The organism is Psychrobacillus psychrotolerans, from assembly GCF_900115805.1.
Taxonomy (GTDB): Bacteria; Bacillota; Bacilli; order Bacillales_A; family Planococcaceae; genus Psychrobacillus; species Psychrobacillus psychrotolerans.
The window spans coordinates 910,615-934,238 of the sequence record NZ_FOXU01000001.1; the positions used below are offsets into that span (position 1 = coordinate 910,615).

Annotated in this window: 19 protein-coding genes; 4 read left to right on the plus strand and 15 right to left on the minus strand. The window is 34.8% G+C overall.

Features of this window, described 5'->3' with window-relative positions:
* Nucleotides 1-111 precede the first annotated feature (111 nt).
* The 5 genes from BM260_RS04765 to BM260_RS04785 all read right to left on the minus strand — a co-directional run bounded on the left by BM260_RS04765 (nt 112) and on the right by BM260_RS04785 (nt 3,923).
* Nucleotides 112-1,356 (minus strand): hypothetical protein, encoded by a 1,245-nt coding sequence (locus tag BM260_RS04765; protein WP_093535494.1) that lies wholly within the window; start codon nt 1,354-1,356, stop codon nt 112-114.
* Nucleotides 1,349-2,509 (minus strand): DUF58 domain-containing protein, encoded by a 1,161-nt coding sequence (locus tag BM260_RS04770; RefSeq protein WP_093535497.1) that lies wholly within the window; start codon nt 2,507-2,509, stop codon nt 1,349-1,351. The genes BM260_RS04765 and BM260_RS04770 overlap by 8 nt, the downstream gene beginning before the upstream one ends.
* Complete coding sequence (locus tag BM260_RS04775) at nt 2,506-3,444, minus strand: AAA family ATPase (RefSeq protein WP_093535499.1); 939 nt, start codon at nt 3,442-3,444, stop codon at nt 2,506-2,508. The genes BM260_RS04770 and BM260_RS04775 overlap by 4 nt, the downstream gene beginning before the upstream one ends.
* Nucleotides 3,445-3,461: 17 nt before the next feature.
* Entirely contained in the window at nt 3,462-3,638 is a 177-nt protein-coding gene (locus tag BM260_RS04780; protein ID WP_093535501.1) for an aspartyl-phosphate phosphatase Spo0E family protein, read from the minus strand.
* Nucleotides 3,639-3,731: 93 nt separating this feature from the next.
* Nucleotides 3,732-3,923, minus strand: coding sequence for a hypothetical protein (locus tag BM260_RS04785; protein WP_093535503.1), 192 nt, complete (start codon nt 3,921-3,923; stop codon nt 3,732-3,734).
* 112 nt (nt 3,924-4,035) lie between these two features.
* On the opposite strand from BM260_RS04785, the gene BM260_RS04790 reads away from it, so the two are divergent.
* The 3 genes from BM260_RS04790 (at nt 4,036) to BM260_RS04800 (ending at nt 5,667) form a co-directional block, all read left to right on the plus strand.
* Nucleotides 4,036-4,224 carry a YkvS family protein gene (locus BM260_RS04790; protein WP_093535505.1) on the plus strand — a complete coding sequence of 63 codons (189 nt, stop codon included), beginning with the start codon at nt 4,036-4,038 and terminating at the stop codon, nt 4,222-4,224.
* 60 nt (nt 4,225-4,284) lie between these two features.
* Nucleotides 4,285-4,896 (plus strand): CPBP family intramembrane glutamic endopeptidase, encoded by a 612-nt coding sequence (locus BM260_RS04795; RefSeq protein WP_175496188.1) that lies wholly within the window; start codon nt 4,285-4,287, stop codon nt 4,894-4,896.
* A gap of 147 nt (nt 4,897-5,043) precedes the next feature.
* Nucleotides 5,044-5,667 carry a hypothetical protein gene (locus BM260_RS04800; protein WP_093535510.1) on the plus strand — a complete coding sequence of 208 codons (624 nt, stop codon included), beginning with the start codon at nt 5,044-5,046 and terminating at the stop codon, nt 5,665-5,667.
* A gap of 219 nt (nt 5,668-5,886) precedes the next feature.
* Here the strand turns inward: BM260_RS04800 and BM260_RS04805 are convergent, their stop codons facing one another.
* Together BM260_RS04805 and BM260_RS04810 are read right to left on the minus strand one after the other, a co-directional pair.
* On the minus strand, nt 5,887-6,333 hold the full coding sequence (locus BM260_RS04805; protein ID WP_093535512.1) for a MarR family winged helix-turn-helix transcriptional regulator: 447 nt from the start codon (nt 6,331-6,333) through the stop codon (nt 5,887-5,889).
* Nucleotides 6,334-6,408: 75 nt separating this feature from the next.
* Nucleotides 6,409-7,464, minus strand: coding sequence for an ATP-binding protein (locus BM260_RS04810; RefSeq protein WP_093535514.1), 1,056 nt, complete (start codon nt 7,462-7,464; stop codon nt 6,409-6,411).
* Between the two features lie 185 nt (nt 7,465-7,649).
* Between BM260_RS04810 and BM260_RS04815 the strand changes: the two genes are divergently transcribed.
* Nucleotides 7,650-9,386, plus strand: coding sequence for a B12-binding domain-containing radical SAM protein (locus BM260_RS04815; protein WP_093535516.1), 1,737 nt, complete (start codon nt 7,650-7,652; stop codon nt 9,384-9,386).
* A gap of 67 nt (nt 9,387-9,453) precedes the next feature.
* Here the strand turns inward: BM260_RS04815 and BM260_RS04820 are convergent, their stop codons facing one another.
* From BM260_RS04820 to BM260_RS04855, 8 genes are all read right to left on the minus strand, one after another.
* The gene (locus BM260_RS04820; RefSeq protein WP_093535518.1) at nt 9,454-10,806 is read right to left on the minus strand and encodes a TrkH family potassium uptake protein; all 1,353 of its coding nucleotides are present in this window, start codon (nt 10,804-10,806) and stop codon (nt 9,454-9,456) included.
* Nucleotides 10,807-10,907: 101 nt separating this feature from the next.
* On the minus strand, nt 10,908-11,678 hold the full coding sequence (locus BM260_RS04825) for a TerC family protein (protein ID WP_093535520.1): 771 nt from the start codon (nt 11,676-11,678) through the stop codon (nt 10,908-10,910).
* Nucleotides 11,679-11,979: 301 nt separating this feature from the next.
* Entirely contained in the window at nt 11,980-13,068 is a 1,089-nt protein-coding gene (locus tag BM260_RS04830; protein ID WP_093535522.1) for an SDR family oxidoreductase, read from the minus strand.
* 65 nt (nt 13,069-13,133) lie between these two features.
* Nucleotides 13,134-16,199, minus strand: coding sequence for an efflux RND transporter permease subunit (locus BM260_RS04835; RefSeq protein ID WP_093535524.1), 3,066 nt, complete (start codon nt 16,197-16,199; stop codon nt 13,134-13,136).
* A 310-nt stretch (nt 16,200-16,509) separates the two neighbouring features.
* Nucleotides 16,510-18,084, minus strand: coding sequence for a peptide chain release factor 3 (locus BM260_RS04840; RefSeq protein WP_093535526.1), 1,575 nt, complete (start codon nt 18,082-18,084; stop codon nt 16,510-16,512).
* Nucleotides 18,085-18,397: 313 nt separating this feature from the next.
* Nucleotides 18,398-19,447, minus strand: coding sequence for a M42 family metallopeptidase (locus tag BM260_RS04845; protein WP_093535528.1), 1,050 nt, complete (start codon nt 19,445-19,447; stop codon nt 18,398-18,400).
* A 190-nt stretch (nt 19,448-19,637) separates the two neighbouring features.
* Nucleotides 19,638-21,815, minus strand: a complete 2,178-nt coding sequence (locus BM260_RS04850; RefSeq protein ID WP_093535530.1) for a sensor domain-containing protein — start codon at nt 21,813-21,815, stop codon at nt 19,638-19,640.
* A 229-nt stretch (nt 21,816-22,044) separates the two neighbouring features.
* Entirely contained in the window at nt 22,045-23,433 is a 1,389-nt protein-coding gene (locus BM260_RS04855; protein WP_093535532.1) for an aldehyde dehydrogenase, read from the minus strand.
* Between the last annotated feature and the right edge of the window lie 191 nt (nt 23,434-23,624).

Here is a 23,624-nt window from a genome sequence, read left to right on the forward strand (position 1 = left end):
TTAAGTGTACCAAAAAAAGAGGACCATCCATATAACTTTTGGATGATCCTTAAAAAGGGGGAAATGAGAATGTTGCTGTGTTCTTTATTATTATGCCCCGCTCCATATTTTTTAAACATCTTTTTCTAAAAAAAATTCATTTTTTATTGTTTTCAGGTTTGTTTGAAAAAGTTGGGCCTTCTCTGAAGAAATCGTTTGGCCCCCGTATCTTACTTCTTCGTATACTTGAAAGAACTCGTCCTGCACGACCCATTCCATTCGTCGGAACCAATCACGAACTGTCTCACTTTTAGCCCGGTTATAAGTATAGAACGAAGCCTCTACTTCAAATTGTTGATACTTCTCTCTTAATAGAGACGTATCCACTTTATACAGGGATTGCTGACCAATGTGTTCATGCTCTTCTTTTTGATCTTCTAATTCTTTATTCAAATAATGAATTACACTTGGCTCTGCAATTAGCTCATCTGGTTTGTTTTTCATTAAAAATCGAAGGAAAAGTATAATCGCCAGGATAGCTAAAACAATGAAGATTAATTCAAATGGAAATGCTCCTCCTAAAGTTTCGGATACAACTTCTTGTGGTTCAAGTTCCGTTTGCTCTTCTGATGGGATACGTTCCATTTCTTCCGGAATTTTTATTTCTAACTTATTTAATAACTTATCTAGATATTCCAATAGAGGGACAAATGGAATGATAGCTATAGTCATCACCTTACCTAGCAGAAAACCGAACCCAGTTCTTAACAATGGTATTGTAAAATAAACCAACATTGATAAACCAACTACAAATACTAATCCGATAGAAAATCCACCTGCCACGTGGGACAAGGAAGCTGAATTTTGTTTATTTGTGCTTATCCACACAGCATATAGTCTCGTTGCACTTTGGATCACAATACCTAAAATGACGATGCTATATAAAGGAAAAATATAGTCCTCAATCCCAATGATTAAGCAAATAAAATGAACTACTAAAAATACTAGGAAGAAACTCAAATGATAATTACTTTCTACTGACTGTTCATCTTGAATTTTATTAAATCGTATTTGTAGTCGCCATATAGATATTCCCGTACCAATTATGTATAACCAGAGTGGGCTATTAAAAAGAAATAGTATTAGTAAAACACTCATAGGAACTATATACGGAATTATTGGCCTTGGACCAGTTTTACTCATGATTATTTGCACGCAGCTAACAATGAATATCTGAAGTATAATCCATAAAAAAGGTAACACGATATTCGTTTCCTGATGAAAAATAACGGACACTAATGCGATTATCCATATATCTTGTAGGTATTTGCCCAGGGACTCCGCTTGAACCATTTTCAAACTAAGCACTTCATTCATTAGATATGCCCCCTACCTTTGTAGACGCCATTAATATTACATTCGTGCTCTGTTCCCATCGATGGAGCCACAATGTAAAATTATCTACATGAGGCGTCATTACATACGTCACCACTGGTAACTCCTCATGTATCTCTATGTATGCTAGTAATTTATCAAAAGGAATAATACTATTAGCTATCGATAGGATGGAAAGCAATTCCATTGCTTGGATACGATGCGAATCCCCACTACCAAGTGGTAGATGTACAAAAGGAACTTTTCCTGTTGCTCGGATATTTATAGCAAATGAGAAAGGGATCTCTTCTCTGTAGCAAGCATCTATGTAGGAAGCTAGCCATTCTATTTTTTCTTCAAAATCAGAAAGAACGCTGTATCTTTCCCCAACATTAACAACAAATAGAGCAGACACATTGGCCACACGTGTAAAAACTTTTGTTTGTAATTGTCCCGTCTTTGCACTAGCCTTCCAATGTATATGATGAAATTGATCGCCAGGCTCGTATTCCCGTGTACCTACAGGGAAGAAAGGATCATCAAACAAAGAAGCATTCAAAGGTAAGTCACCTTGCTTCAATTTAGATGGTGGAAAATTAGTCCTCACTTCATTTATAGTAGGAAAAACAATAGCATCCATTAATATAAACGGCTTGTACTCTAGTAATATAGATCCTTCTGTTAATGGATGAGGTATCAGTACTTCGATCTGTCTAATTCTAGCAAGGCCTCTGGATATCCCTTTAATAGGTACCTTTAAGGAAACGGTTTTTTTATATCCTATTGAAAAAGGAATTCTAACCTCGTGAAACTCCCCTATAGTTGTATTGGCTATACCATCTGGAGCTATATTCGTTTGAAAACTAATTTTTAGAACTGCATTCCAAATTGGGAGTCCTTTGTTGTGAAAAGTCAATGTAAAATCAGAGGAAGTGTTTTTCATTAAGCGTATTCTTTTTTTTTCATTTACAAATTCGAACCTTTTTCCAACTCGGCGATAATAAATTATTTGTAACAGCGCTACTATCAATAAAAATGAAATAATTGTTACTAAAATATACTGCTTAAATAGAAAGCAGAGAATAAGAGAAAATACTAGAACATCTATATACATTCTAGTATTCTTCATACCTGCACCATGACGATTCCAATTCATCGCACATTAGCCTCCACTGGTGCTTCCACCTCTTCAACTATTGTTGTTAAAATCTCTGCTAAATTATGAATTAGCATTCCTTGAGGTGATAACTTCATGCGGTGAAGACATACTGGTTCGATAACACTCTTCACATCATCCGGTGTTACAAATGTTCTGTTGTTCACAAATGCATATGCCTTCGCTGCTTGGAGAATAGCCAGAGAAGCACGGCTACTAAGTCCAAGTTCTATGTACGGATGATTCCTTGTACTATGCACAATTTGAATAATATAGGTCATGATATCCTCATGCACGGTTATTTCTTTCACTTGTTCAGACCACATCTCGATCTGATCCAAAGATACGATTTTCTCTATATTTACTTTTCCTGGAGTGCGACCAAATTGTTTTAGAATAGTTTTTTCTTCATCCTTTGAAGGATAATCTATCGCCAATTTAAACAAAAAACGATCTAACTGCGCTGCTGGCAATGGAAAAGTTCCTTGTTGTGATTCGACAGGATTTTGTGTGGCAATTACCATAAATGGTTTTAACAGAGGAATTGTTTCCCCATCTATGGAGACCTGCTTTTCTTCCATTGCTTCTAACAAACTAGACTGAGTTCGAGGAGTAGCACGATTAATCTCATCAGCTAGTAATATATTACTCATTATTGGTCCTACGCGAAGAACAAATTCTTGTTTTTGCGGATGAAAATAACTAATACCTGTAACATCTGAAGGTAATACATCTGGAGTAAACTGTAGACGCTTAAATTCACCATGAATAGCTTCTGCAAAAGCTTTAGCCATCATTGTTTTACCGGAGCCAGGAACACTTTCCAATAGTACATGACCCTGCACTAACAACCCCATTAACATAAATTTAATTTCTGTTTCTCTCCCAATGATAGCTTTGTTCAGTTCTTGTTGTAATAATGATATATTACTCAATCTACTCTCTCCCCCTATTATCCTTCTATTTTTGTTTCTGTATCACTCATATCAGTATATTGGAAATCATTTAATAATTGATCTAATTCTTCACTTAACTTAATCGTTTCATTGTTTAAGATTCCTTTTTCTATCGCGCACTTTATCATTTTTTCTCTTGTAACTTCTAATTGATTTGACCTTGTTTCTGACATACTAATCGCCCCTTTTAAAAATGTATATTCTTTGAAGTATACCTATTTTTGAAAAGCGCTAAACCAATAAACGGACGACAATTAATGACATCCTTAACTTCTAGCTACATCTAAATAAGTGTATACTACCTGCCCACCTTGTTTTGCATTACCAGAAAAGTGTTTAAAATCCTCTCGCAAAACTAATACTTTTCTAAAAGCTAGAAATTCATTTTTTTCGATGACTATTTCTTTAAGATCTCTATTTTTAAGCATATTAAGTTTTTCTTCATATGATTCATGCATATATCTCATTCCTTTCACAAATATTTTAAGATTTTCAGTGAAAATACTTTACGTACTCCTTATTTTAAGGCAAACTGTATTATATTACGTTCTTAAGGGGATGGGGCACTCTATGAAAATAGCTGAAGTTGGGAATATTATTGAATTCAAAGATGGTCTTCAAGGCATTGTAGAGAAAGTCAATGAAAATTCTGTAATCGTTAACTTAACTTATATGGAGAACTTTAACGAGCTTGAGGCAGAAGAAAAGACAGTAATAAATCATAAGCGTTATAAAATATTATATAGTAATGAAGATTAAACGTCATGCCGTTCCTCTCAAAAGATGGACGGTTTTTTAAATATAAGAAGGATGTGTATTATGTTTCGTCAATTATCCATTTATCAGTTAGTATTTTCACTATTTCTTGCTTACTTTTTGTCCTGGATTACTTTTTCGAACGAAGAAGTTTTTTGGTACTTTTATACGTTTTCTGTGTTTTTCCTAATGGCAGCTTTTTTCTACTTTTCCAAAATGGAAGAAGACAACAATTCAGTTCGCTTAATTTTTCTTGGAGTTATGTTCGGGGTATTTGCTTATGCAGGCATTCTAGTATCATACTTATTAATCGACATGGGACCAGCTAGTTGGACAAATAGTATAGATAAATTTCTAAATCATTTTGGACCATCCGCTATCTGGCATTATCTCCTGTTAGTATTCATCATCGCTCCTGGGGAAGAGGTATTTTGGAGAGGACTAATCCAACAAAAATTAAAAAAATTTATGAAGCCTAAATATGCTGTTGTGTTAAGTTCCTTACTATTTGGATTGTCGTTCATTTTCACTGGTTTTTGGATAGGTATATTAGGAGGATTTTTCGTAGGGATCATCTTTGGTATACTATATGAGTGGAAACGTAGTATTACTGCAATTGTTCTCGCCCATATCACATTGCTTGTTCTATTGTTTTTAATATTACCCATCACTTGAAACATATGAAAAACCTTTTCGTCAATATGTGCGAGTACTTTGTTAGCCAACAATCGCTGAGATTCTGTAGCAACTTGAGATGCTGAATTTGGACAAATATTGAATGAAAAGCAAAGACTTTATCTAATAAAAGGGAGCTGAATAAGGATGAAAAAAATTTATACGCTACTTTCTATACTATTACTAACAGTAATTCTCACAGCTTGTGGGACAAGTACAACAACCGAGAAACAGGATAGTAATACACAAGAAACTGAAAATGCGGAAGTAACAACTTCCCCAGAAGTAACTGAAAATAGTGAGGTTGATACAACACAAGCTGCTTCACCTGAGAAAGAATTAGAAGGGACCTCAACGGAAAGTGATAGTAATAACTATTCCATCACTGTGTTGGAGGGCTATGAGTTAACTGCTGAAGAACCAAATAAAGACCTATTGTTTAACCAAGAAAACGATCTACAATCTATGCGTATTGAAACTTTCTCGCCAGAGGAAATTACTCTTGAAGAAATTGAAGAGAATACAATGGCTTCATTGCAAGCATCCAATGAATCTTCTACTGTTACAGAAATTACGGACGACAATATGATTCCTACACATGATTCTATCCAAAATGTTTCCGCTCATCAGATCGATACAACTGATGGCAAAGTTTCTGGATATGTATTTGAACGTGATGGATTGCTCGTTAAGTTAACTGTTTTTGACACAGCTGCTACACCTGCACTTGGGAAATTTGTACAAATGGCTGAAACAATTAAATCTAAATAATTACAGTACTCGCTATATTATTAACCGACTAATTATTGAAGGAGTGGTCATGACTAACGTCATGACCACTCCTTCTTTTTTTAATATCTTTTTAAAACAGGCTAGTACTTTTCTTGAAAACTAGAGCGTGATCCATTCGAAGATTCAAATTTCACTCACTATCTCTTTCGGTAAAAAACAAAAACCCCGCTCACATTGCAAGGTTCAAAGGATAAAATATTAGTATGATAAGTTTTTAATTGATAAACCTAACTTTTTTGTAAGTTCAATGACTTCCTGCTTTTCATCTTCGGATAATGCACTCATAAGACTTACTAATTGTTCCTCATGGCGCGGAAATAGTTCATCCATAAACAACGTACCTTCTTCGGATATTTCTGCATATGTTACACGTCTATCCGTAGGACTCGATACTCTTTTAACATACCCTCGTCCTTCTAATTTATCAACTACATACGTAATAGAACCACTTGCCAACAAAATTTTGTTACCAATTTGCTGAAGGGGTTGTTTACCTTTATGATATAAAAGCTCTAGTACAGCAAATTCGGTTGGATTTAAACCATTTTCTTGAAAAAACTGATTCGTACATTCATGGATTACTTTATGGGCACGAGATAATACTATGAATAGTTTTAATGCACTGTTTGACTGTTCAGCTGTCATATTTCGTCATCCTCACCTATATAAAATACATTACCCACTATTATATAGGTCTAAGCTTTGAAATGTCAAAAAGCTTTATAAACTATTATTTAATGGAAGGACAAATTCAAAAGTAGTACCTTGTTCTACTACACTACTAACTTCTATATTTCCACCATGCTCTTCAATTACTTTGTAAACATGTGAGAGCCCTAGACCTGTCCCGGTTGATTTAGTAGTGAAAAAAGGTTGAAAAATTTTATTGATATGTTCATCATCAATGCCTTGTCCTTCATCACAGACAGAAATACTAACAAACTTCCCTATTTTATAAGAAATATTAATATTAATATTTCCCCCATCAGGCATTGCTTCCATTCCATTTTTAATAGCGTTTACAAATACCTGCTTAAGTAGCTGACTATCGCCAATTACCTGACACTCTCCGTTTGTTTGGCTAGTAACATGAAGGTTGATTGATTTTAGTAATGCTTGGGGACCCATAAAGCTCACTACTTCTAGTATTATCTCTTCAATATTTATGACAGTAAACTTAGATTTACTTGGTTTGGAGAGTTCTAAAAATTGAGTAAGTATTTCTTCCATTTTATTGATTTCTTCATTAATTACAGTTAAGTAACGCTTCGCATCATCCGTTGCATTTTGAGTTAATAATTGAGTAAAACCTTTCAAAGATGTCATAGGATTTCGAATTTCATGTGCTATTCCTGCTGCTAATTGGCCTAATGTTCGCAGTGATTCCGATTGATCCAATCTTTTCTTCATATATATTTTTTCCGATTCATCACTAATTTCTAATAAATATAAATCACTATCACTTTGTTTAGAAATTACTACATGTACATATTTATATTCACCAACGATCGGTTGGTATTCCATATGATTTTCCAAATATCCTTCTTTTTTAAGTTTTTTTACTAGGAACTTTTTCTCCTCATCACTTACACTAAACATCTCACATAAATCATTAGCATGATTACCAACATAGTCATCTTTGTTGATGTCTAGAATTTTTTCGGCATATGAATTCATATCTAATAATATCCCTTTGTCATTAATAAATATAAGTCCACTCGAGAAAAGCTCGAATATATTCCCTAAATTTTCTTTATATTCATATTTTGTTAACAAGAAAACACCCGCCTTTTCGGATTATTTCCACCACAAGATTGAAAAACAGAGATTTTATTTATACATGATTATTTATTCTGATTATTCCACAATGACGGACAGATTGACATAATTCTTTTGACCTATATTGTCGACAGTAGTAATGACTGATACAATAGAAATACTAATAAAGGAGTTTATGAACAATGAATATTATATTAACTACATTGAATGCTAAGTTTATACATACAAACTTGGCACTACGCTGTTTAAAAGCATATGCTGAACCCGAGTATCACCCCTTAATTGTTGAATATACCATTAAAGATCCAACGTTTAATATTGTAGCAGACCTTTATCAAAAGAAGCCTAATGTAGTTGGTTTTAGCTGTTATATTTGGAACATTGAAGAAACAATAAAAGTTATTAAAATGCTAAAAACTGTGGATCCATCTGTTGTTGTCGTTTTAGGTGGTCCTGAAGTTTCTTATGATACTAATGTCTGGCTTCGACAAATTAGAGAAATAGATTACGTAGTTGTCGGTGAAGGAGAACAGTCCTTTAAAGATTTACTAAATTATTTATCCGATAAACATACTATAAAAGATGTTCCTGGTTTAGCTTATGTTCGAGATGACAAATTTATACTTAATCCGCTACCTCCAAAACTCGATTTAAGATTATCTCCCTCCCCCTATCGTTTTGTAGAAGATCTACCTGATTTGTCGAAACGTATTGTCTATGTAGAAACAAGTAGAGGATGCCCCTTCTCTTGTCAATTTTGCTTATCTTCTATAGAGGTTGGGGTTCGATATTTTAACCGCGACAAAGTCAAAGAGGATATTCGTTATTTGATGGAAAATGGTGCAAGAATCATTAAATTTGTGGATCGAACATTTAATATTAGTCGAAGTTATGCGATGGAAATGTTCCAATTTTTAATTGACGAACATCAACCGGGAGTTGTTTTTCAATTCGAAATAACTGCAGATATAATGCGTCCTGAAGTAATTCAATTTTTAAACGACAATGCTCCAGCAGGATTATTCCGTTTTGAAATAGGTGTTCAATCTACAAATGATTTAACAAATGAACTTGTACAACGTCGCCAGAACTTTGAAAAGCTAAAACGTACTGTAACTATGGTTAAAAGTGGTGGAAAGATTGCCCAACATTTAGATTTGATCGCAGGTCTTCCAGAAGAAGATTATTCTTCATTTAGAAATACTTTTAATGAAGTCTTCGAAATGCGTCCGGAGGAACTTCAGTTAGGTTTTCTAAAATTACTTCGTGGAACTGGATTAAGAGTTGAAGCCCAGAAATATGGCTACGTTTATGTAGACCAAGCTCCATATGAAATATTTTCAAATAATGTGTTAACCTTCGATGATATTTTGCGTATTAAACAAGTAGAAGATGTTCTGGAGAAGTATTGGAATGCTCACCGGATGGACCGCACATTAGAGTATTTATTCGAACATGTATTTGAATCTCCTTTCGATTTCTTCCAACAGTTCGGTACATTCTGGGAAGAGCGTAACTGGTCTAGAATCGGTCATCAATTGGAGGATTTATATACTAGACTTTATACATTCTTGGAAGGACTAGATCATATATCATTGCCTACTATTCGAAGCGTCATGAAATTAGATTATTTATCTAACCAAAAGTTTCAACCTCGTAAGCCTTGGTGGAATAATGACCTTAGTAAGGAAGAACAATCCAAGATGTATAAATTATTGCTAGATAACCCAGAGCTTGCTGGGGAGTCCTTTACAACGCTTCAGCTGAATGAAAGAGAATTATACAAACAAACTTTCATCACACCAGTTTCTATTGATGTAGATGCATTTATGCAAGGATCTATAGAAGAAAAAGAAGGATATCTACTGACTACCTTTGGTAAATCAGAGTTTCCTCACTTATCATTTGTGTACAAATAATATAGAGCCTTTCTTATTTTTCTAAAATAAAACGAGCTATCCGTAAAGGAATAGCTCGTTTTTTCATTCATCCAATAATTACACGTTCTTTCGGATAATGATATTTTGTTTTGTTATGCTTACCTCCTAATGTAAATAAGAAGGAGATTAATCCAACTCTACCTATGAACATCAGAATCATAATAATAACCTTTCCAATATTCGACAAATCCCCTGTTATACCTAGACTCATACCACAAGTTCCAAAAGCAGAAGTAATTTCAAATATTAAGGAAGAAATTGGAACTCCAGGCTCCGTTACAGTCAGAAGTATGGTAGCAGTGAAAACCATTACTAAAGCTAGAATAATAACAGCATACGAGCGATACACATCTATTAAGTGAATCTCCCGACCAAAAATTTGGATATTCTCTTTGCCCCTTGAAAAATGGATTAAAAATAGAAGCGCAATAGCGAAAGTTGTAGTACGAATTCCGCCTCCAACAGAACTAGGTGAAGCACCAATGAACATTAAAACACTCATCAAAAAATTGGTGCCTTCGCTAAATATAGTAACGTCTATCGTCGTTAGTCCTGCTGACCGCGTGGAAATTGAATGAAAAAATGCAGTAAAAAACTTCTCGTGCCACGGCATACTTCTAAATGAATTAAAAAATTCTAATATAAAAATCATAACAGTTCCAAATAGCAACAATGCTCCATATGTAATAGTCGTTAACTTCGTAAACAAAGAAAAGCGGAAATTCTTATTTTTGTTCGATAAAAACTCTTTTACCTCAATTAAAACTGGAAAACCTATCGCTCCAAAAACGATTAATATTCCTGTAATCGTTTGAACAAAATAATCATTATGATATGCATATAATGATTGCCCAGTAATATCAAACCCAGCATTAGTTGTTGCGGATACAGATGTGAATATTCCATGAATTGCTGCCTGTTTTATCGTATCAAAATACTGTGTAAAATATAAAGTTAATAGTGCTGCGCCAATAGTTTGGACAAGCAAGAGAATTTTAACAATCTCTTTTATTAGATGAACGACGCCTGATAAGTTAGATTGATTGTGATCAACCATTATTAACTGCCTTTCACGTAAACCAATCTTCTTCCCAGCTATTAACCAGACAAAAGTCCCTAGTGACATAATTCCAATTCCACCAAGTTGTAAAATAAGAATAATCATGAAATAACCAAAGACACTATATGTATCCAAAATACTGACTGCAGTCAAACCAGTAACAGAGACTGCGCTCACTGCCGTGAACAAACTATCAATGAATGCGACTTCTACACCAGGTTTATGCACTCCTGGAAGAGAAAGAAGAACTACTGAAATAGCTATAGCAATAAAATAATACGTAACAATTACTTGAGCAGGTGTAAATTTTAATCTCTTTTTAAGTTGTGGCTGCTTCATTATTTTATTTCCTTTCAACATTTCGAGTAATCATTATCTCATTGTAAAAAAAAAAAGCGTAAAAAGATAGCTAAAACTATCTTTTTACGCTTTTACTCTAATTATTTTGCTTCTTTTTTCTGTTTTGCAACACCTAAAAGGTATCCACCAATAGCAATCGCAAGTAATACGATCCAGAAAGTTAACTTCCATGGAGTAGAATGTGGGAAATGCTCATCTAACACGCCAACGTTTGGATGTGATAAAGTCATAACAGTAAGTTTAACCCCAACCCATCCTACGATTAAGAATGCAGCTGTTTCTAATGTAGGCATCTTCTCTAGTAATTGTACGAATTTATGTGCAGCAAATCGCATAATTATTAGACCAATGATTCCGCCTAGGAACATAACTGCGAATTGCCCTCCATTAATACCACCAATTTCATAAGTTCCCCAATATGGTAATGTTACTGCTATTGCAACTGCAGCTAGCATAGAGTCAATAGCAAATGCTATATCTGCAAGCTCTACTTTTAATACAGTCATCCAGAAACCGGATCCTTTTTTAGGCTCCATTCCTTCCACATCTATATGTGGTCCAGGGCTTTTACGTTGATCATAAATATGTTTTATAGATATGAATAACAAGTATGCCGCTCCTAATGCTTGAACCTGCCAAATATTCACCAAGAAAGTAATCATGAATAACGCTAAAAATCTAAATACAAAAGCACCTAGTAAACCGTAAAACAATGCTTTTTTCTGTTGCGCCTTCGGTAAATGTTTTACCATTACAGCCATTACGACTGCATTATCGGCTGCTAATAATCCTTCTAAACCAACTAGAACTAATAACACCCAACCGTATTCCAATAATATTGCCGTGTCCATAAAAAAATCCTCCTTTTTTGCATATAAAAAGACCCATGCCTTAAAAAGGCAAAGGTCTTGCTAAGCAAAAATATTATAATTGCTATCATAACCGGTGGCATAACCACGTAATGACGACTATGAAATAGGTTTCCCTATAGCTACTCCCCTTTGACGTTAGTCAAAAGTTTATTTAATTATGTTCTAATTATACCATTATTCTTCCTCTTGTAAACTAATAACTACTATATGCTACATTAACGATTCGTATGATTATCACTTTTAATCTGCTAAAACGTCTTAAATAAATGAGGGCTCAAGTTCACTTTATCGGAATATGAAAAGAAGTGTCATTCTTATGCTTATTATAGAATGCTATCATTGTCGGTACCGTTTGAATGAAGTCTGGACATGTAATATCTCCTTTGGTAAGAATACTTTCAGCATTTGTCGTATCAAATGTGGCATTCCATGTTAGATAATCTAATGTTTCTTTTTCAACTTGTAAGAATTTCCGAACTGGAGACAAAGCAACTGCGGTTTTCGCAATTGGTAGCGGGAGCCTTCCTTTAGGATATTTTCCTGTAAGTTCTTTTACGAATGCTCTATATACCTCTTCCACTGGATAAGGATTGGGATCAGTTAAATGAAGCGTTTTACCAATGGCTTCTTCGCTATGTGAACAATAGATGGCTGCTTTCGTTATGTAATCACTTGGAACTACGTTTATACATGCAGTGGATTTACCTAAATACGGGAGAAAAGGAAGCTTTCTTAGGTTAGAAATCATATTTACAAAGAAGTATGGACCATCAAATTTAATCGTTTCTCCAGTTTGTGAGTGGCCTCTTACAATTCCCGGTCGAATAATTGTAACGGGTATTGTTTCCTTTAACTTTTCAACAAGTAATTCAGCCTCATATTTTGTTTCTTCGTAATGGTTTTTAAATCCTGCTGGACGAATTAATTCTGTTTCTAATAATTTCCCTTCTCTCAAACCTGCAACATAAGCCGTACTAAAATATGTATATCGCTTTAGTTTAGAGAACTGTGGAACTACTCTATTAAACATTTCTGTACCGTGAACATTTACTTTCCATGCAATTTCCTTAGGGACAGCTAAATCATATATAGCGGCAAGATGCCAAATATATTCGACTTCGTCTCGTAACTTTTCAAGTGTATTCTTAATAATCCCCGCATCCGGTAGAGTTATGTCTCCTTCTATTATTTCAATAGTTTGAGAATGGTGTTGATCTTGATAAATTTCAGCAATCATTTTCTCCGCTAAACCAGTTTGTGAAGGGAGTACAAGTACATATATTTTGGAATAAGCATCCTGCTTTCTTAACTCTTTAATAATATTCTTTGCCAAAAAGCCTGGAAATCCTGTTATTAATGCTGACGACAATAAAAACACCCCTTTTTTACAGTATACAAAAAAAGAGTCTCCAACTGAAGACTCTTTTCCCTATTTTACAGAATATTTGGATGTTTCCTTCTGGTTTCTTTATCAAATAGACTATAGATGACCGGAACTACGTATAGTGTGAGGAAAGTGGAGCTTATTAATCCCCCTATTACTGTGATTGCCATTGGCTGATTAATCTCGGTACCTTCCCCAATTCCTAAAGCTAATGGTACTAAGCCTAATATTGTCGTCAATGCTGTCATCAGTATTGGACGTACACGATCACGTACAGATGTAATAATTGCATCATATGAAGACATACCATCACTTTTACGTTGGTTAATATAATCGACCAACACAATACCATTGTTTACAACAATTCCCACTAGTATTAAAATTCCTATTATAGCAGAAATACTTATTGGTAAATTAGTCGTAAATAGTCCAATGAAAATACCTATCACCACGAGTGGAACAGTGAACATAATTACAAAAGGATATTTGAATGATTCAAACTGTGCTGCCATGACTATAAACACCAATACTACAGCAAGTATTACAGCTAATATCATATCATTCTTGGAGTTATCTAATAATTCTCGATCGCCTCCAAAAGATACGGCAATATCCTCTGTAAATTTCTGTTCCTGAATAATCTCATCGATTAAATCTGACATTTCACCTAGCGAATACGCTGACTCATATTTTACTGAAAATGAGATTGCACTAGCTTGATCGACACTTCGAATGGCTACAGGTCCTTCTGCTATATCAATTGTCGCAATTTCTTCCAGAGCAATGTACTGACCAGAAGGAGTACGTAATTGCAATTGCTTCAACTGCTCTAGATTACTTCTATACTTTTCATCAAACTTTACATACACACCTAAAACTTGATCATTTTCATCAATAATTTGAGAAGTTAATACCCCTCTCGTCATATTATTTACTGTCTGAGCTATTTGCGCAGGAGGAATTCCATAATCTATAGCATTCTCACGAATGACATTTATCTGAACTTCTTCTACTTTAGTAGTTAAATCATTTGTAACTTGGACAACTCCATCTAAGTTTGTTAAATCTTGCTGTAATTGATTCACTGCTGTGTCTAATTTTTTCTTATCGTTAGACGACACAGTAAATGACACAACATTCGGAGAAGAACCTGAAGCAGTTTGGACATTGAAATTTATCTCTGCATCAGCTCCTACAGCTTTTACCACCTTAGGTTGCATTTCATCTACAAAAGTGAAAACAGAACGATTTCTATCCTCTAATGCTTTTAATTTCACAGAAATTTCTGCTGTATTAGAATTTGCACTTCCTCTAGACTGTCCTTCTTGACTGCCTCCAACAAAGCTGACATAAACCTCGATATCCTCTTCTTTTTTAAGAATCTTTTCTACTTTCTTGACTACTTTATCGGTAGCTGCAAAAGAAGAGCCCTTTTCTAGATCTACCGCAATAGTAACAAATCCTTCATCTGTAGCGGGTAAAAATTCTGTCCCAACGCGGAATAAGCCGATAGTCGAAACTACTAAAAGAATCACAGTAATTATTAATATCATGGCACGATGACCTAAAGTCCACTTAATCGATCGTTCAAAATTACTATACGTTTTCGACCTTCTTCTTCTAGCCTCTATATTTCCTTTTGGCTTTTTCAATAATTTACTTGCCATCATCGGAATAACAGTAATGGCTACTACTAATGATGCAAACAAGCTGAAAGATATCGTAAGCGCAAATTCTGTGAATATCTGTCCAATTAGACCAGATAAAAAGAGAACTGGAACAAACACAGCTATTGTAGTCAAAGTGGAAGCAGTTATAGCACCTGCTACCTCCTTCGTTCCAATACTGGCAGCTTCTTTTGGTGTTTTTCCTAAACCTAAATGTCGTTCAATATTCTCAATAACAACAATGGAGTTATCCACAAGCATCCCTATACCAAGAGCTAATGCGCCTAACGTCATAATATTTAGAGAAAAACCAGCAAAATACATAAGAACAAACGTTACAATAACGGAATACGGAATAGCAACCCCAACTATAATAGGACTTCTTATTCCCTTTAAGAATATAAATAATATAACCATTGCCAGTAATCCACCCGTTATAAGAGTAGTTCCAATATTATTAATAGCAATTTTTACATAGTCACCTTGGTCAAAAAGTATGTTGGCATTTACATTTTGAAACGCCTTTTTCTCCAATTGCTTATCTAATGCTTCTTGAAAAGATGTGGAGACATTAGCTGTATTAGCACTAGATTCTTGGAAAACTGATAGTAAAACAGCCGGTGCATCGTTGGCTCTAGTTTCCGAAAACTGCTCTGCCTTTGTTAAATCTACCGTTGCTACATCGGCAATTGTAACTGCCGTCCCATCTAACGGGTTAACTGTGACAACTAAGTTTTTAATATCATCTACAGACGTTAGTGTACTAATGATACGAGTAGTAAGTGATTTACCCTCGTTTGTTTCAACGGGATTACCTGGAAGGGAAATATTATTTACTTGAATGACTTGTACAATATCTGACTGTGTAAGTCCTTTAGCTTTTAATTTCTCTTGATCCAGTAAAATCTGCACTTCTTCCACCAAAGAACCAGATATATTAACACTTGCAACTCCTTCAGTTCTTAACAGTTCTTTCTCTAATTGCTTAGCTATTAGCTGAATATCAGTTTCAGAATTCTCCGCATTCAGTGCAAGTTGGATAACCGGGAATTGGGCAGGGTCAAATTTAAGGAATCGTGGTTTGTCTGCTCCATCAGGGAGAGGAATAATATCGATACGCTGCATAACATCCATTTGAATGGCATCCATATCCGTAGACCAATCAAATTCTAGCAAGATGAAATTTGCCCCTTCTTGTGAAGTACTATTTACAGACTCAATTCCTGGCAAAGTGCTAAGTGAAGCTTCCAAAGGCTTCGTAATTTTCTCATCTACCTCAACTGGGCTTGCCCCTTGATAATTTGTAACAACTACTGCGATTGGTGGATTTAAATCTGGTATTAACGTAACAGGTATTTTAAAAAATGAAACCCCGCCCAGAATTATGATTAAGAACATTATAACAATTGTAAATACGGGTCTTTTTATAGAAAAGTCACTAATTTTCATTTTCGGGGGACCACCTTCTTATTGTGCTATTTATATCATATGCTCTACAGAAGAAGAGTTCAAATTTTTATCACATGTAAATAAAAGCCCCCATGAGATTGAACGCTATTACACGCTTTTTTCGGATAAAAATTTCACTTGGAAAGTTATTGTGCCTCGAGAACGCTTAGTCTAGTATGACTTGCAGTAATATATAGAGCTCCGAGAGGTATAACCACTGGAAGCACTAGTATTTGGCTCTCGACCGCTAGTAAAACAATTTCCATTATTACAAAAGAAAGAGGTCACCTGATAGGCAACCTCTTGGAGATTAAAGTAAATTATAAAGTTTAATATGCTCGTATTTGTCTTGGAACCAACGAGTAGCGAACTCATTTTCAAACAGGAATACATAATTATCATATCGATCTCGGACAAGCATCGAGCGTGGACCTGTCATCGATTCCTTTACATCTTCCTCATTTTCAATCCATCGTGCTACTTTTGAGCCAATCGATTCCATTCGAACATCGACATTGTATTCGTTATTCATACGATGCTCAAACACTTCAAATTGAAGCTGTCCAACAGCACCTAAAATAACTTCTTCTGTATGAAGTGTCTTATAGTATTGGATTGCTCCTTCTTGCACTAACTGTTGGATTCCTTTATGGAAATGCTTCGACTTAAGTACGTTTTTAGCAGTTACTTTCACAAATAATTCCGGTGTAAATTGAGGTAGTTTTTCATACGTAAATGCTTTTTTACCTCCGACAACGGTATCCCCTATTTGATAGTTCCCCACATCGTATAGCCCAATAATATCTCCCGCAACTGCTGTTTCAACTGTTTCACGGTCATCTGCTAAAAATTGTGTAGATTGTGTCACTTTGAAGGTTTTCCCCGTCCGAGCCAAAGTCACGGTCATTCCACGCTCAAATTTACCAGAGACAATTCGCACAAAAGCAATACGGTCACGATGAGCTGGATTCATATTTGCTTGAATTTTAAAGATAAACCCAGAAAAATCTTCATTTAGTGGATTTACTTCTTCCTCTTTTTCAGTCATGCGTGGTTGAGGGGTTGGAGCAAACTGTAAATAAGTCTCCAAAAATGTTTGAACCCCGAAATTTGTTAAAGCACTACCAAAGAATACTGGTGTTAAATCACCTGCAAGTACTTTTTCCTCATCAAAATCATTACCTGCTTCATTTAGCAGCATAATATCTTCCATTGCTTGAGTGTAATAAGAAGTTGCTTTCATCGAATGATCTACGGCAAGTTCTCCATTCTCATCTATAGGAAGAAATCTCTCTGATTCATCCGTACGGAATTGTTCAATCCGTCCATTAAAACGATCATAAATCCCTAAAAATTCTTTCCCCATACCTATTGGCCAGTTCATGGCATATGATTGAATACCTAGTACCTCTTCCAACTCTTCCATAAGTTCAAGAGGTTCTTTCCCTTGACGGTCAAGTTTGTTTATAAACGTAAAAATAGGAATTCCTCTCATACGACAAACTTTAAATAGTTTTAACGTTTGAGCTTCAATACCTTTTGCAGCATCGACTATCATAACTGCACTATCAACAGCCATTAGTGTACGGTACGTATCTTCACTAAAGTCCTGATGTCCAGGTGTATCCAATATATTTATACGACAATTATTATAGTCAAATTGCATAACGGATGATGTTACCGAAATTCCACGTTGCTTTTCGATTTCCATCCAGTCAGACGTTGCAAATTTCCCGGATTTTTTACCTTTAACTGTACCTGCATCACGAATAGCTCCACCAAAGTACAAAAGCTTTTCCGTAATAGTCGTTTTACCAGCATCGGGATGGGAAATAATTGCAAAGGTTCTTCTTTTCAATATTTCATCTTGTAATTTTATATCCATTCTGTTATATCTCCTTCTTATTTCACTTTCTTATCATATGGATTTAGGGAGCAAAAAACAAGTAAAAAAAGTGTAAGTGCTTATGTTTACTCTGAAAATCATTGGAAACACCGCAGCAAAAAACATTTTCCTCTTTATCGAACCATATGTTATCACTCATGGAGCATGATGTTGAAGTTTGATAAAAAAAGCGAAAGCGCCAATTTCGACCTAGAAATCACTTCAAAAATTGGTTAAAGGCACAGTATACCTTTAACCTATATTCGAAATTGAATCTGGCAGGTTAGGCGCTAAGCTTAAATAAGCAGGACTCTTATGACATTTTTGTATTTACGTAACTATATAAAAGTTTTGCTGTATTTCTCAACGAATCAATATGTGTACGCTCGTATGCATGAGATGCTTCAATACCAGGTCCCAAAAGTGCATGCTTCACATCATATCCTGCACGAATAGCCGCCGATGCATCAGATCCATAGTAAGGATAAATATCCAACTTATATTCAATATTTTCATTTTTCGCCAATTCTACTAATCGTCGAGTTAGCTCGTAATGGTAAGGTCCTGAAGAATCCTTTGCACAAATAGACACGGTATACTCATCAGACGATTGACCATCTCCGATAGCACCCATATCAACAGCCAAATATTCTACTGTTTCAGCAGGCACATTAGAGTTACCCCCATATCCGATCTCCTCATTATTAGAAATATAGAAATGTGTTGTATGAGGTAATGTCATGTCTGTATCTTGAATGGTTTTGACTAATTGAAGTAGTAATGCTGTACTCGCTTTGTCATCGAGATGGCGAGATTTGATAAAACCATTTTCAGTTTCTTCAAATCGAGGGTCAAATGAAACAAAATCTCCAACCTCTACACCTAATTTACGTGTATCTTCAGCCGTTAATACTTTTTCATCTATACGAACTTCGATATTTTGCTCATCCCTAGGTAAACCACTGGCATTCTTATATACATGCACAGTTGTTTGATGCATTAAAATAGTACCTCTAATTTTTTTGCCATCTGCTGTATGAATAGTACAATACTCACCTTCCACAGCATTCCAATTAAAGCCGCCTACCATCGTAAGTTTTAACCTTCCGCTACCTTTCACTTCTTTTACCATCGCACCTAATGTGTCTGTATGGGCTGTTAAAAGTCGATGCTTTGTATCATCTGTTCCTTTTATAGTAGCGATTAATGCACCTTTATTAGTGCGAATATAATTCACTTGCAGTTGCTTTAATATATTTTCCATGAAGTCCATAATCTCTTTTGTATAACCAGACGGACTAGGAATTTCTACTAATTGCTTTAATAATGCTACCGTTTCTTTTGCTTCAAATGTATATGACACTTTTTTATCCCCTTTCACTACCTTAGTCTTATCTTAACAAAATCTTATATAATCAGATACACCTAATTAGGATACTATTTCAACAACTAAAAAAGCGGATTCACTTTAAGTATCTAGATTATCATTAGATAAAGTAATACTACTTATCTGTTGTCATAGACTAGACGAAAGAGTAAATCCACTTTTTTATTTAATTTCCCAGCACAAATTCAGGTACTTGATGGACCTCTAAAGGTTTAGAGAAATAATATCCTTGGACAGTATGACAGTCATTTTCTCTTAAAAACTCAATGACCTCCGCTGTCTCTACTCCTTCTGCTACTACTTCGAGACCAAGGCTGTGACCAATATTAATAATAGAGGATACAATTACTGCATCTCTACCTATTAATACTTGGCTTGTCAAACTACGGTCAATTTTCAATGTATGAATCGGTAACTCACTTAAATATCGGAAATTAGAAAAACCAGAACCGAAGTCATCCATTGCAAGTATAATACCCATTGACTCAAGGTCATGTAATATTTTCAATAATCTTTCCATATTTTTCATTAAAACATTTTCAGTCAACTCAATTTCTAAATAATGAGGAGGTAAACCTGTTTTTTCTAGAATTGTATGTACATTTGCTAAGAAATCATTTTGCTCTAGCTCTATAGGACTTATATTAACGGAAATAGTTTTAAAACGGACCCCTTGTTTAATCCATAATGCAGCTTGTCTACATGCTTCTTCTAAAACATATTTACCAATTGAGATAATGAGACCCGTTTCTTCTGCGAAAGGTATGAAATCATTTGGAGGAATAATTTCTTTTCCTTTTTTATTCCAACGTATCAATGCTTCATAGCCTTCAATCGTTCCTCTTTTTAAATTGACTTTTGGTTGATAGACAAGATAAAATTCATGCTTGTCCAATCCGCTACGTATATCACTTTCTAAGCTTACTTTGTTGACATAGCCCTCCATATGTTTCAAATCAAACAGCACCGCATTTCGTTTACCATTTTCCTTTGAAATATTTAACGCTAAATCAGCCGCTCTATGAATTTCTTTATAACTAGATCCATGTAGTGGAAAGAACGCTATCCCAATCGAACAGGATATATGAATTTCCATTTCTTCTATATTAAAAGGTTCTTCTACCTTTTGAATAAGTAGCTTTGCGTTTTCTAGCATTTTAGTTCTTTCTGTTTCCCCCTTAATAAGCACAACAAATTCATCCCCACCAATGCGATATAACTCCCCTGTAGTGTTGTAAAAATCCTTAATCCTAGCCGTTACTAACTTCAAGAGGGAGTCACCAGTAAAATGACCAAGGGAATCATTAATGTTTTTAAATCTGTCCAAATCAATATATAGAAAACTAAAAGGTGTGTTTTCGTTTATCACTTGTACAATATCTCTTTCTAAAGCTGCAGTATTAAACGTATTTGTCAAATGATCGCGGTAGGCAAGCTCAGTCAATTTAGTCCTTGCCGACTCTAGTTCCGTAATATCGTTTCCAATACCAATCGCGCCACTTATTGTTCCATTTGTTTCAATAGGAGAGATTGTAATATGTATACATCTATCATCTAACCATTCCTTATAAGAGACTTTCTCACCTGTAATAACTTTTTTTAGATTAAATAATAACCGATTCGTCATCTCTTCTGAGATGTATGTATTCATATTATAAATAGGAATTAATATTTTATTTTTTATAGAATTTATGCTAGGTTGAATCGTTTGTAGACCTTTCTTTGCTAAAAACTCTGAGGCTAATTTTCCGGTCAACAATGAAAAACCATAATTATTTTCACTATCTTTTTCCACTTTGAAGACAAGATTGTTTATATGGTGTGCCACAGTTTCAAAGGAAGAAAGTAGTTTGGACTGCAATAATATTTCCTTTTCTTTTTCTATAGTAATATCAGTGCGGATACTTAGAAAATAGGTATCATATCCGTTATTTTCAACAGGTATTATATACGTTTTCACCCAATATAATTCGCCATTCTTACGTCTATTACATATTTCACCTGTCCATGTATGTCCATTTAGAATAGTAGACCACATGTTTTTAAAGAAAGCTTCAGGATGAGTTTTCGAGTTAATAATTCTATGTGTATTTCCAATTAGTTCTTCTTTACAGTATCCTGTAATCTGGCAGAAGCGGTCATTCACGAATAATATTTGTCCTACCTTATTGGTTACCGCTATTATCATCGTTTCATTCACTGCATAGTCCATGAGCTCCATTTTAAAAAAGGCATCATCTAGCTTTTCCTGAAGTGCTATATCGCTACCCAATGACTCATTGAAGATTGCAGTTTTAACTTTATATAATAATTCATCGGTATTTGTATTAAATACAGACTCCATAGTGCCTCACCTACCTAAAAATGATTGTTTAGTATTAGTAATATACGTCAATTTTAGTAAAATAGTCACCCTTTGTCAATGGAATCACCATAATAACTCACCTATTATTTATGAATTGTGACATTTTGAAATCTATTAAGTATTTAAAAAAAGCCATTCTAGTACAAAGACTAGAATGACTTATCTCATTTTATAAAGCCCCCGCGTAGCTAATTATTGGCTGATATCATTACTTTAGTAAGCCTCTCACTAACTTCACTTTGTTCTTGTAAGGTGGGAAAACGATATTTACTGGTAAGCTTGTATTTTTTTTCACGATAGACTTTTGATGTGTAAATAGAGTAAAGCTTGCTTCTCCGTGATAGGATTGTACTCCTGAGTTCCCTACTCCCCCAAATGGTAAATGAGCACTTCCAGCATGCGTGATTGTGTCATTTATACAGCCTCCTCCAAATGGTAGCTCTTGAAGAAAGAATTGTTGCGCTTTCTCATGTTCACTAAACATATAAGCAGCCAAAGGTTTTGGGAATTTACGAATTTGCTGGATTATAGTCCGTAAATCATTGTAAGCGATTATAGGTAGTATCGGCCCAAATAATTCCTCTTCCATCGACGGACTATTGAAATCAACTCCATTCAATAAAGTTGGTTCCATAAATAAATCATCACGATCCGTTTTCCCTCCAAAAATAATATGGTCACTTTCCTCTTCTAAAATTCTCTTAAGACGATCAAAATGATTACCATTTACTATTCTTCCAAGGTCAGGACTTTGTTGCAATTCTTTTCCGTAAAACTGTGTAATCGCTTTTTTCATCTGTTCGATAAACTTATCTTTTACCGATTCTTCCACTAATACATAATCGGGCGCTATACATGTTTGACCTGCATTCACAAATTTCCCCCACACAATACGTTTAGCTGCTACAGCTAAATTTGCAGTATGATCCACAATCGCTGGACTTTTCCCACCTAATTCTAAAGCAATGGGTGTTAATCGCTCTGCAGCTGCTTTCATCACTATTTTTCCTACTTGGACGCTTCCAGTAAAAAATATAAAATCAAAAGGAGCATGTATTAACAAAGAAGTTTCTTCCTTCTCTCCCTCTAATACTCTAATATATCTCGGATCAAATGCTTCAGAAATAATTTTCTTCACAATATTAGTGGTGTGAGGTGTTGCTTCTGAAGGTTTAATAACTGCGCAATTTCCTCCAATAATTGCTCCAATTAGCGGCTCCATAATAAGTTGGAATGGATAATTGAATGGTGCAATTATTAATACGGTTCCATAAGGATCATTTACAACAAAGCTTTTAGATGGCATTAAAGCAACAGGTGTTTTTACGTACTTCGGTTCCATCCACTGCGCAATATTTTTAATCATAAAGGAAATATTGTCATAAACTAATCCTATTTCTGTGACATAGGCTTCGAATTCACTCTTTCTTAAATCCTTGTATAATGCTTCTATTACTTCTACTTCATATTTCTTAATCGTACTTTTAAGTATTTCTAATTGGGCTATTCGAAATTCTACAGGTCGAGTCATTCCAGCATAAAAATAGGCTTGATGCTCTTCTAGCATATGGTTTAATTGTTGCTCTGAAAATTTCATTTTTTATTCTCCCCTTTTATTCATTTAATCTTAAAGGAATCATACTATTTTTTTCTAATAGAAGAAAGAATAAACATTTAATATGCAATACATGAAGTCTCCCTTTCGTGGAATACTAATTGTAAGAAGTCATTTCCACCAATAGACTACAACTATAAGTCTATAAGACTTCAGAATCCCTGTGCTAAACG

Excerpts from the sequence above, each read along its gene's own strand:
- BM260_RS04820 (WP_093535518.1), bottom strand. The coding sequence starts at position 10,806 with ATGAAGCAGCCACAACTTAAAAAGAGATTAAAATTTACACCTGCTCAA.
- BM260_RS04825 (WP_093535520.1), bottom strand. The coding sequence starts at position 11,678 with ATGGACACGGCAATATTATTGGAATACGGTTGGGTGTTATTAGTTCTA.
- BM260_RS04800 (WP_093535510.1), top strand. The coding sequence starts at position 5,044 with ATGAAAAAAATTTATACGCTACTTTCTATACTATTACTAACAGTAATT.
- BM260_RS04795 (WP_175496188.1), top strand. The coding sequence starts at position 4,285 with ATGTTTCGTCAATTATCCATTTATCAGTTAGTATTTTCACTATTTCTT.
- BM260_RS04770 (WP_093535497.1), bottom strand. The coding sequence starts at position 2,509 with ATGAATTGGAATCGTCATGGTGCAGGTATGAAGAATACTAGAATGTAT.
- BM260_RS04835 (WP_093535524.1), bottom strand. The coding sequence starts at position 16,199 with ATGAAAATTAGTGACTTTTCTATAAAAAGACCCGTATTTACAATTGTT.
- BM260_RS04805 (WP_093535512.1), bottom strand. The coding sequence starts at position 6,333 with ATGACAGCTGAACAGTCAAACAGTGCATTAAAACTATTCATAGTATTA.
- BM260_RS04840 (WP_093535526.1), bottom strand. The coding sequence starts at position 18,084 with ATGGATATAAAATTACAAGATGAAATATTGAAAAGAAGAACCTTTGCA.
- BM260_RS04765 (WP_093535494.1), bottom strand. The coding sequence starts at position 1,356 with ATGAATGAAGTGCTTAGTTTGAAAATGGTTCAAGCGGAGTCCCTGGGC.
- BM260_RS04855 (WP_093535532.1), bottom strand. The coding sequence starts at position 23,433 with ATGAAATTTTCAGAGCAACAATTAAACCATATGCTAGAAGAGCATCAA.
- BM260_RS04815 (WP_093535516.1), top strand. The coding sequence starts at position 7,650 with ATGAATATTATATTAACTACATTGAATGCTAAGTTTATACATACAAAC.
- BM260_RS04780 (WP_093535501.1), bottom strand. The coding sequence starts at position 3,638 with ATGTCAGAAACAAGGTCAAATCAATTAGAAGTTACAAGAGAAAAAATG.
- BM260_RS04785 (WP_093535503.1), bottom strand. The coding sequence starts at position 3,923 with ATGCATGAATCATATGAAGAAAAACTTAATATGCTTAAAAATAGAGAT.
- BM260_RS04790 (WP_093535505.1), top strand. The coding sequence starts at position 4,036 with ATGAAAATAGCTGAAGTTGGGAATATTATTGAATTCAAAGATGGTCTT.
- BM260_RS04850 (WP_093535530.1), bottom strand. The coding sequence starts at position 21,815 with ATGGAGTCTGTATTTAATACAAATACCGATGAATTATTATATAAAGTT.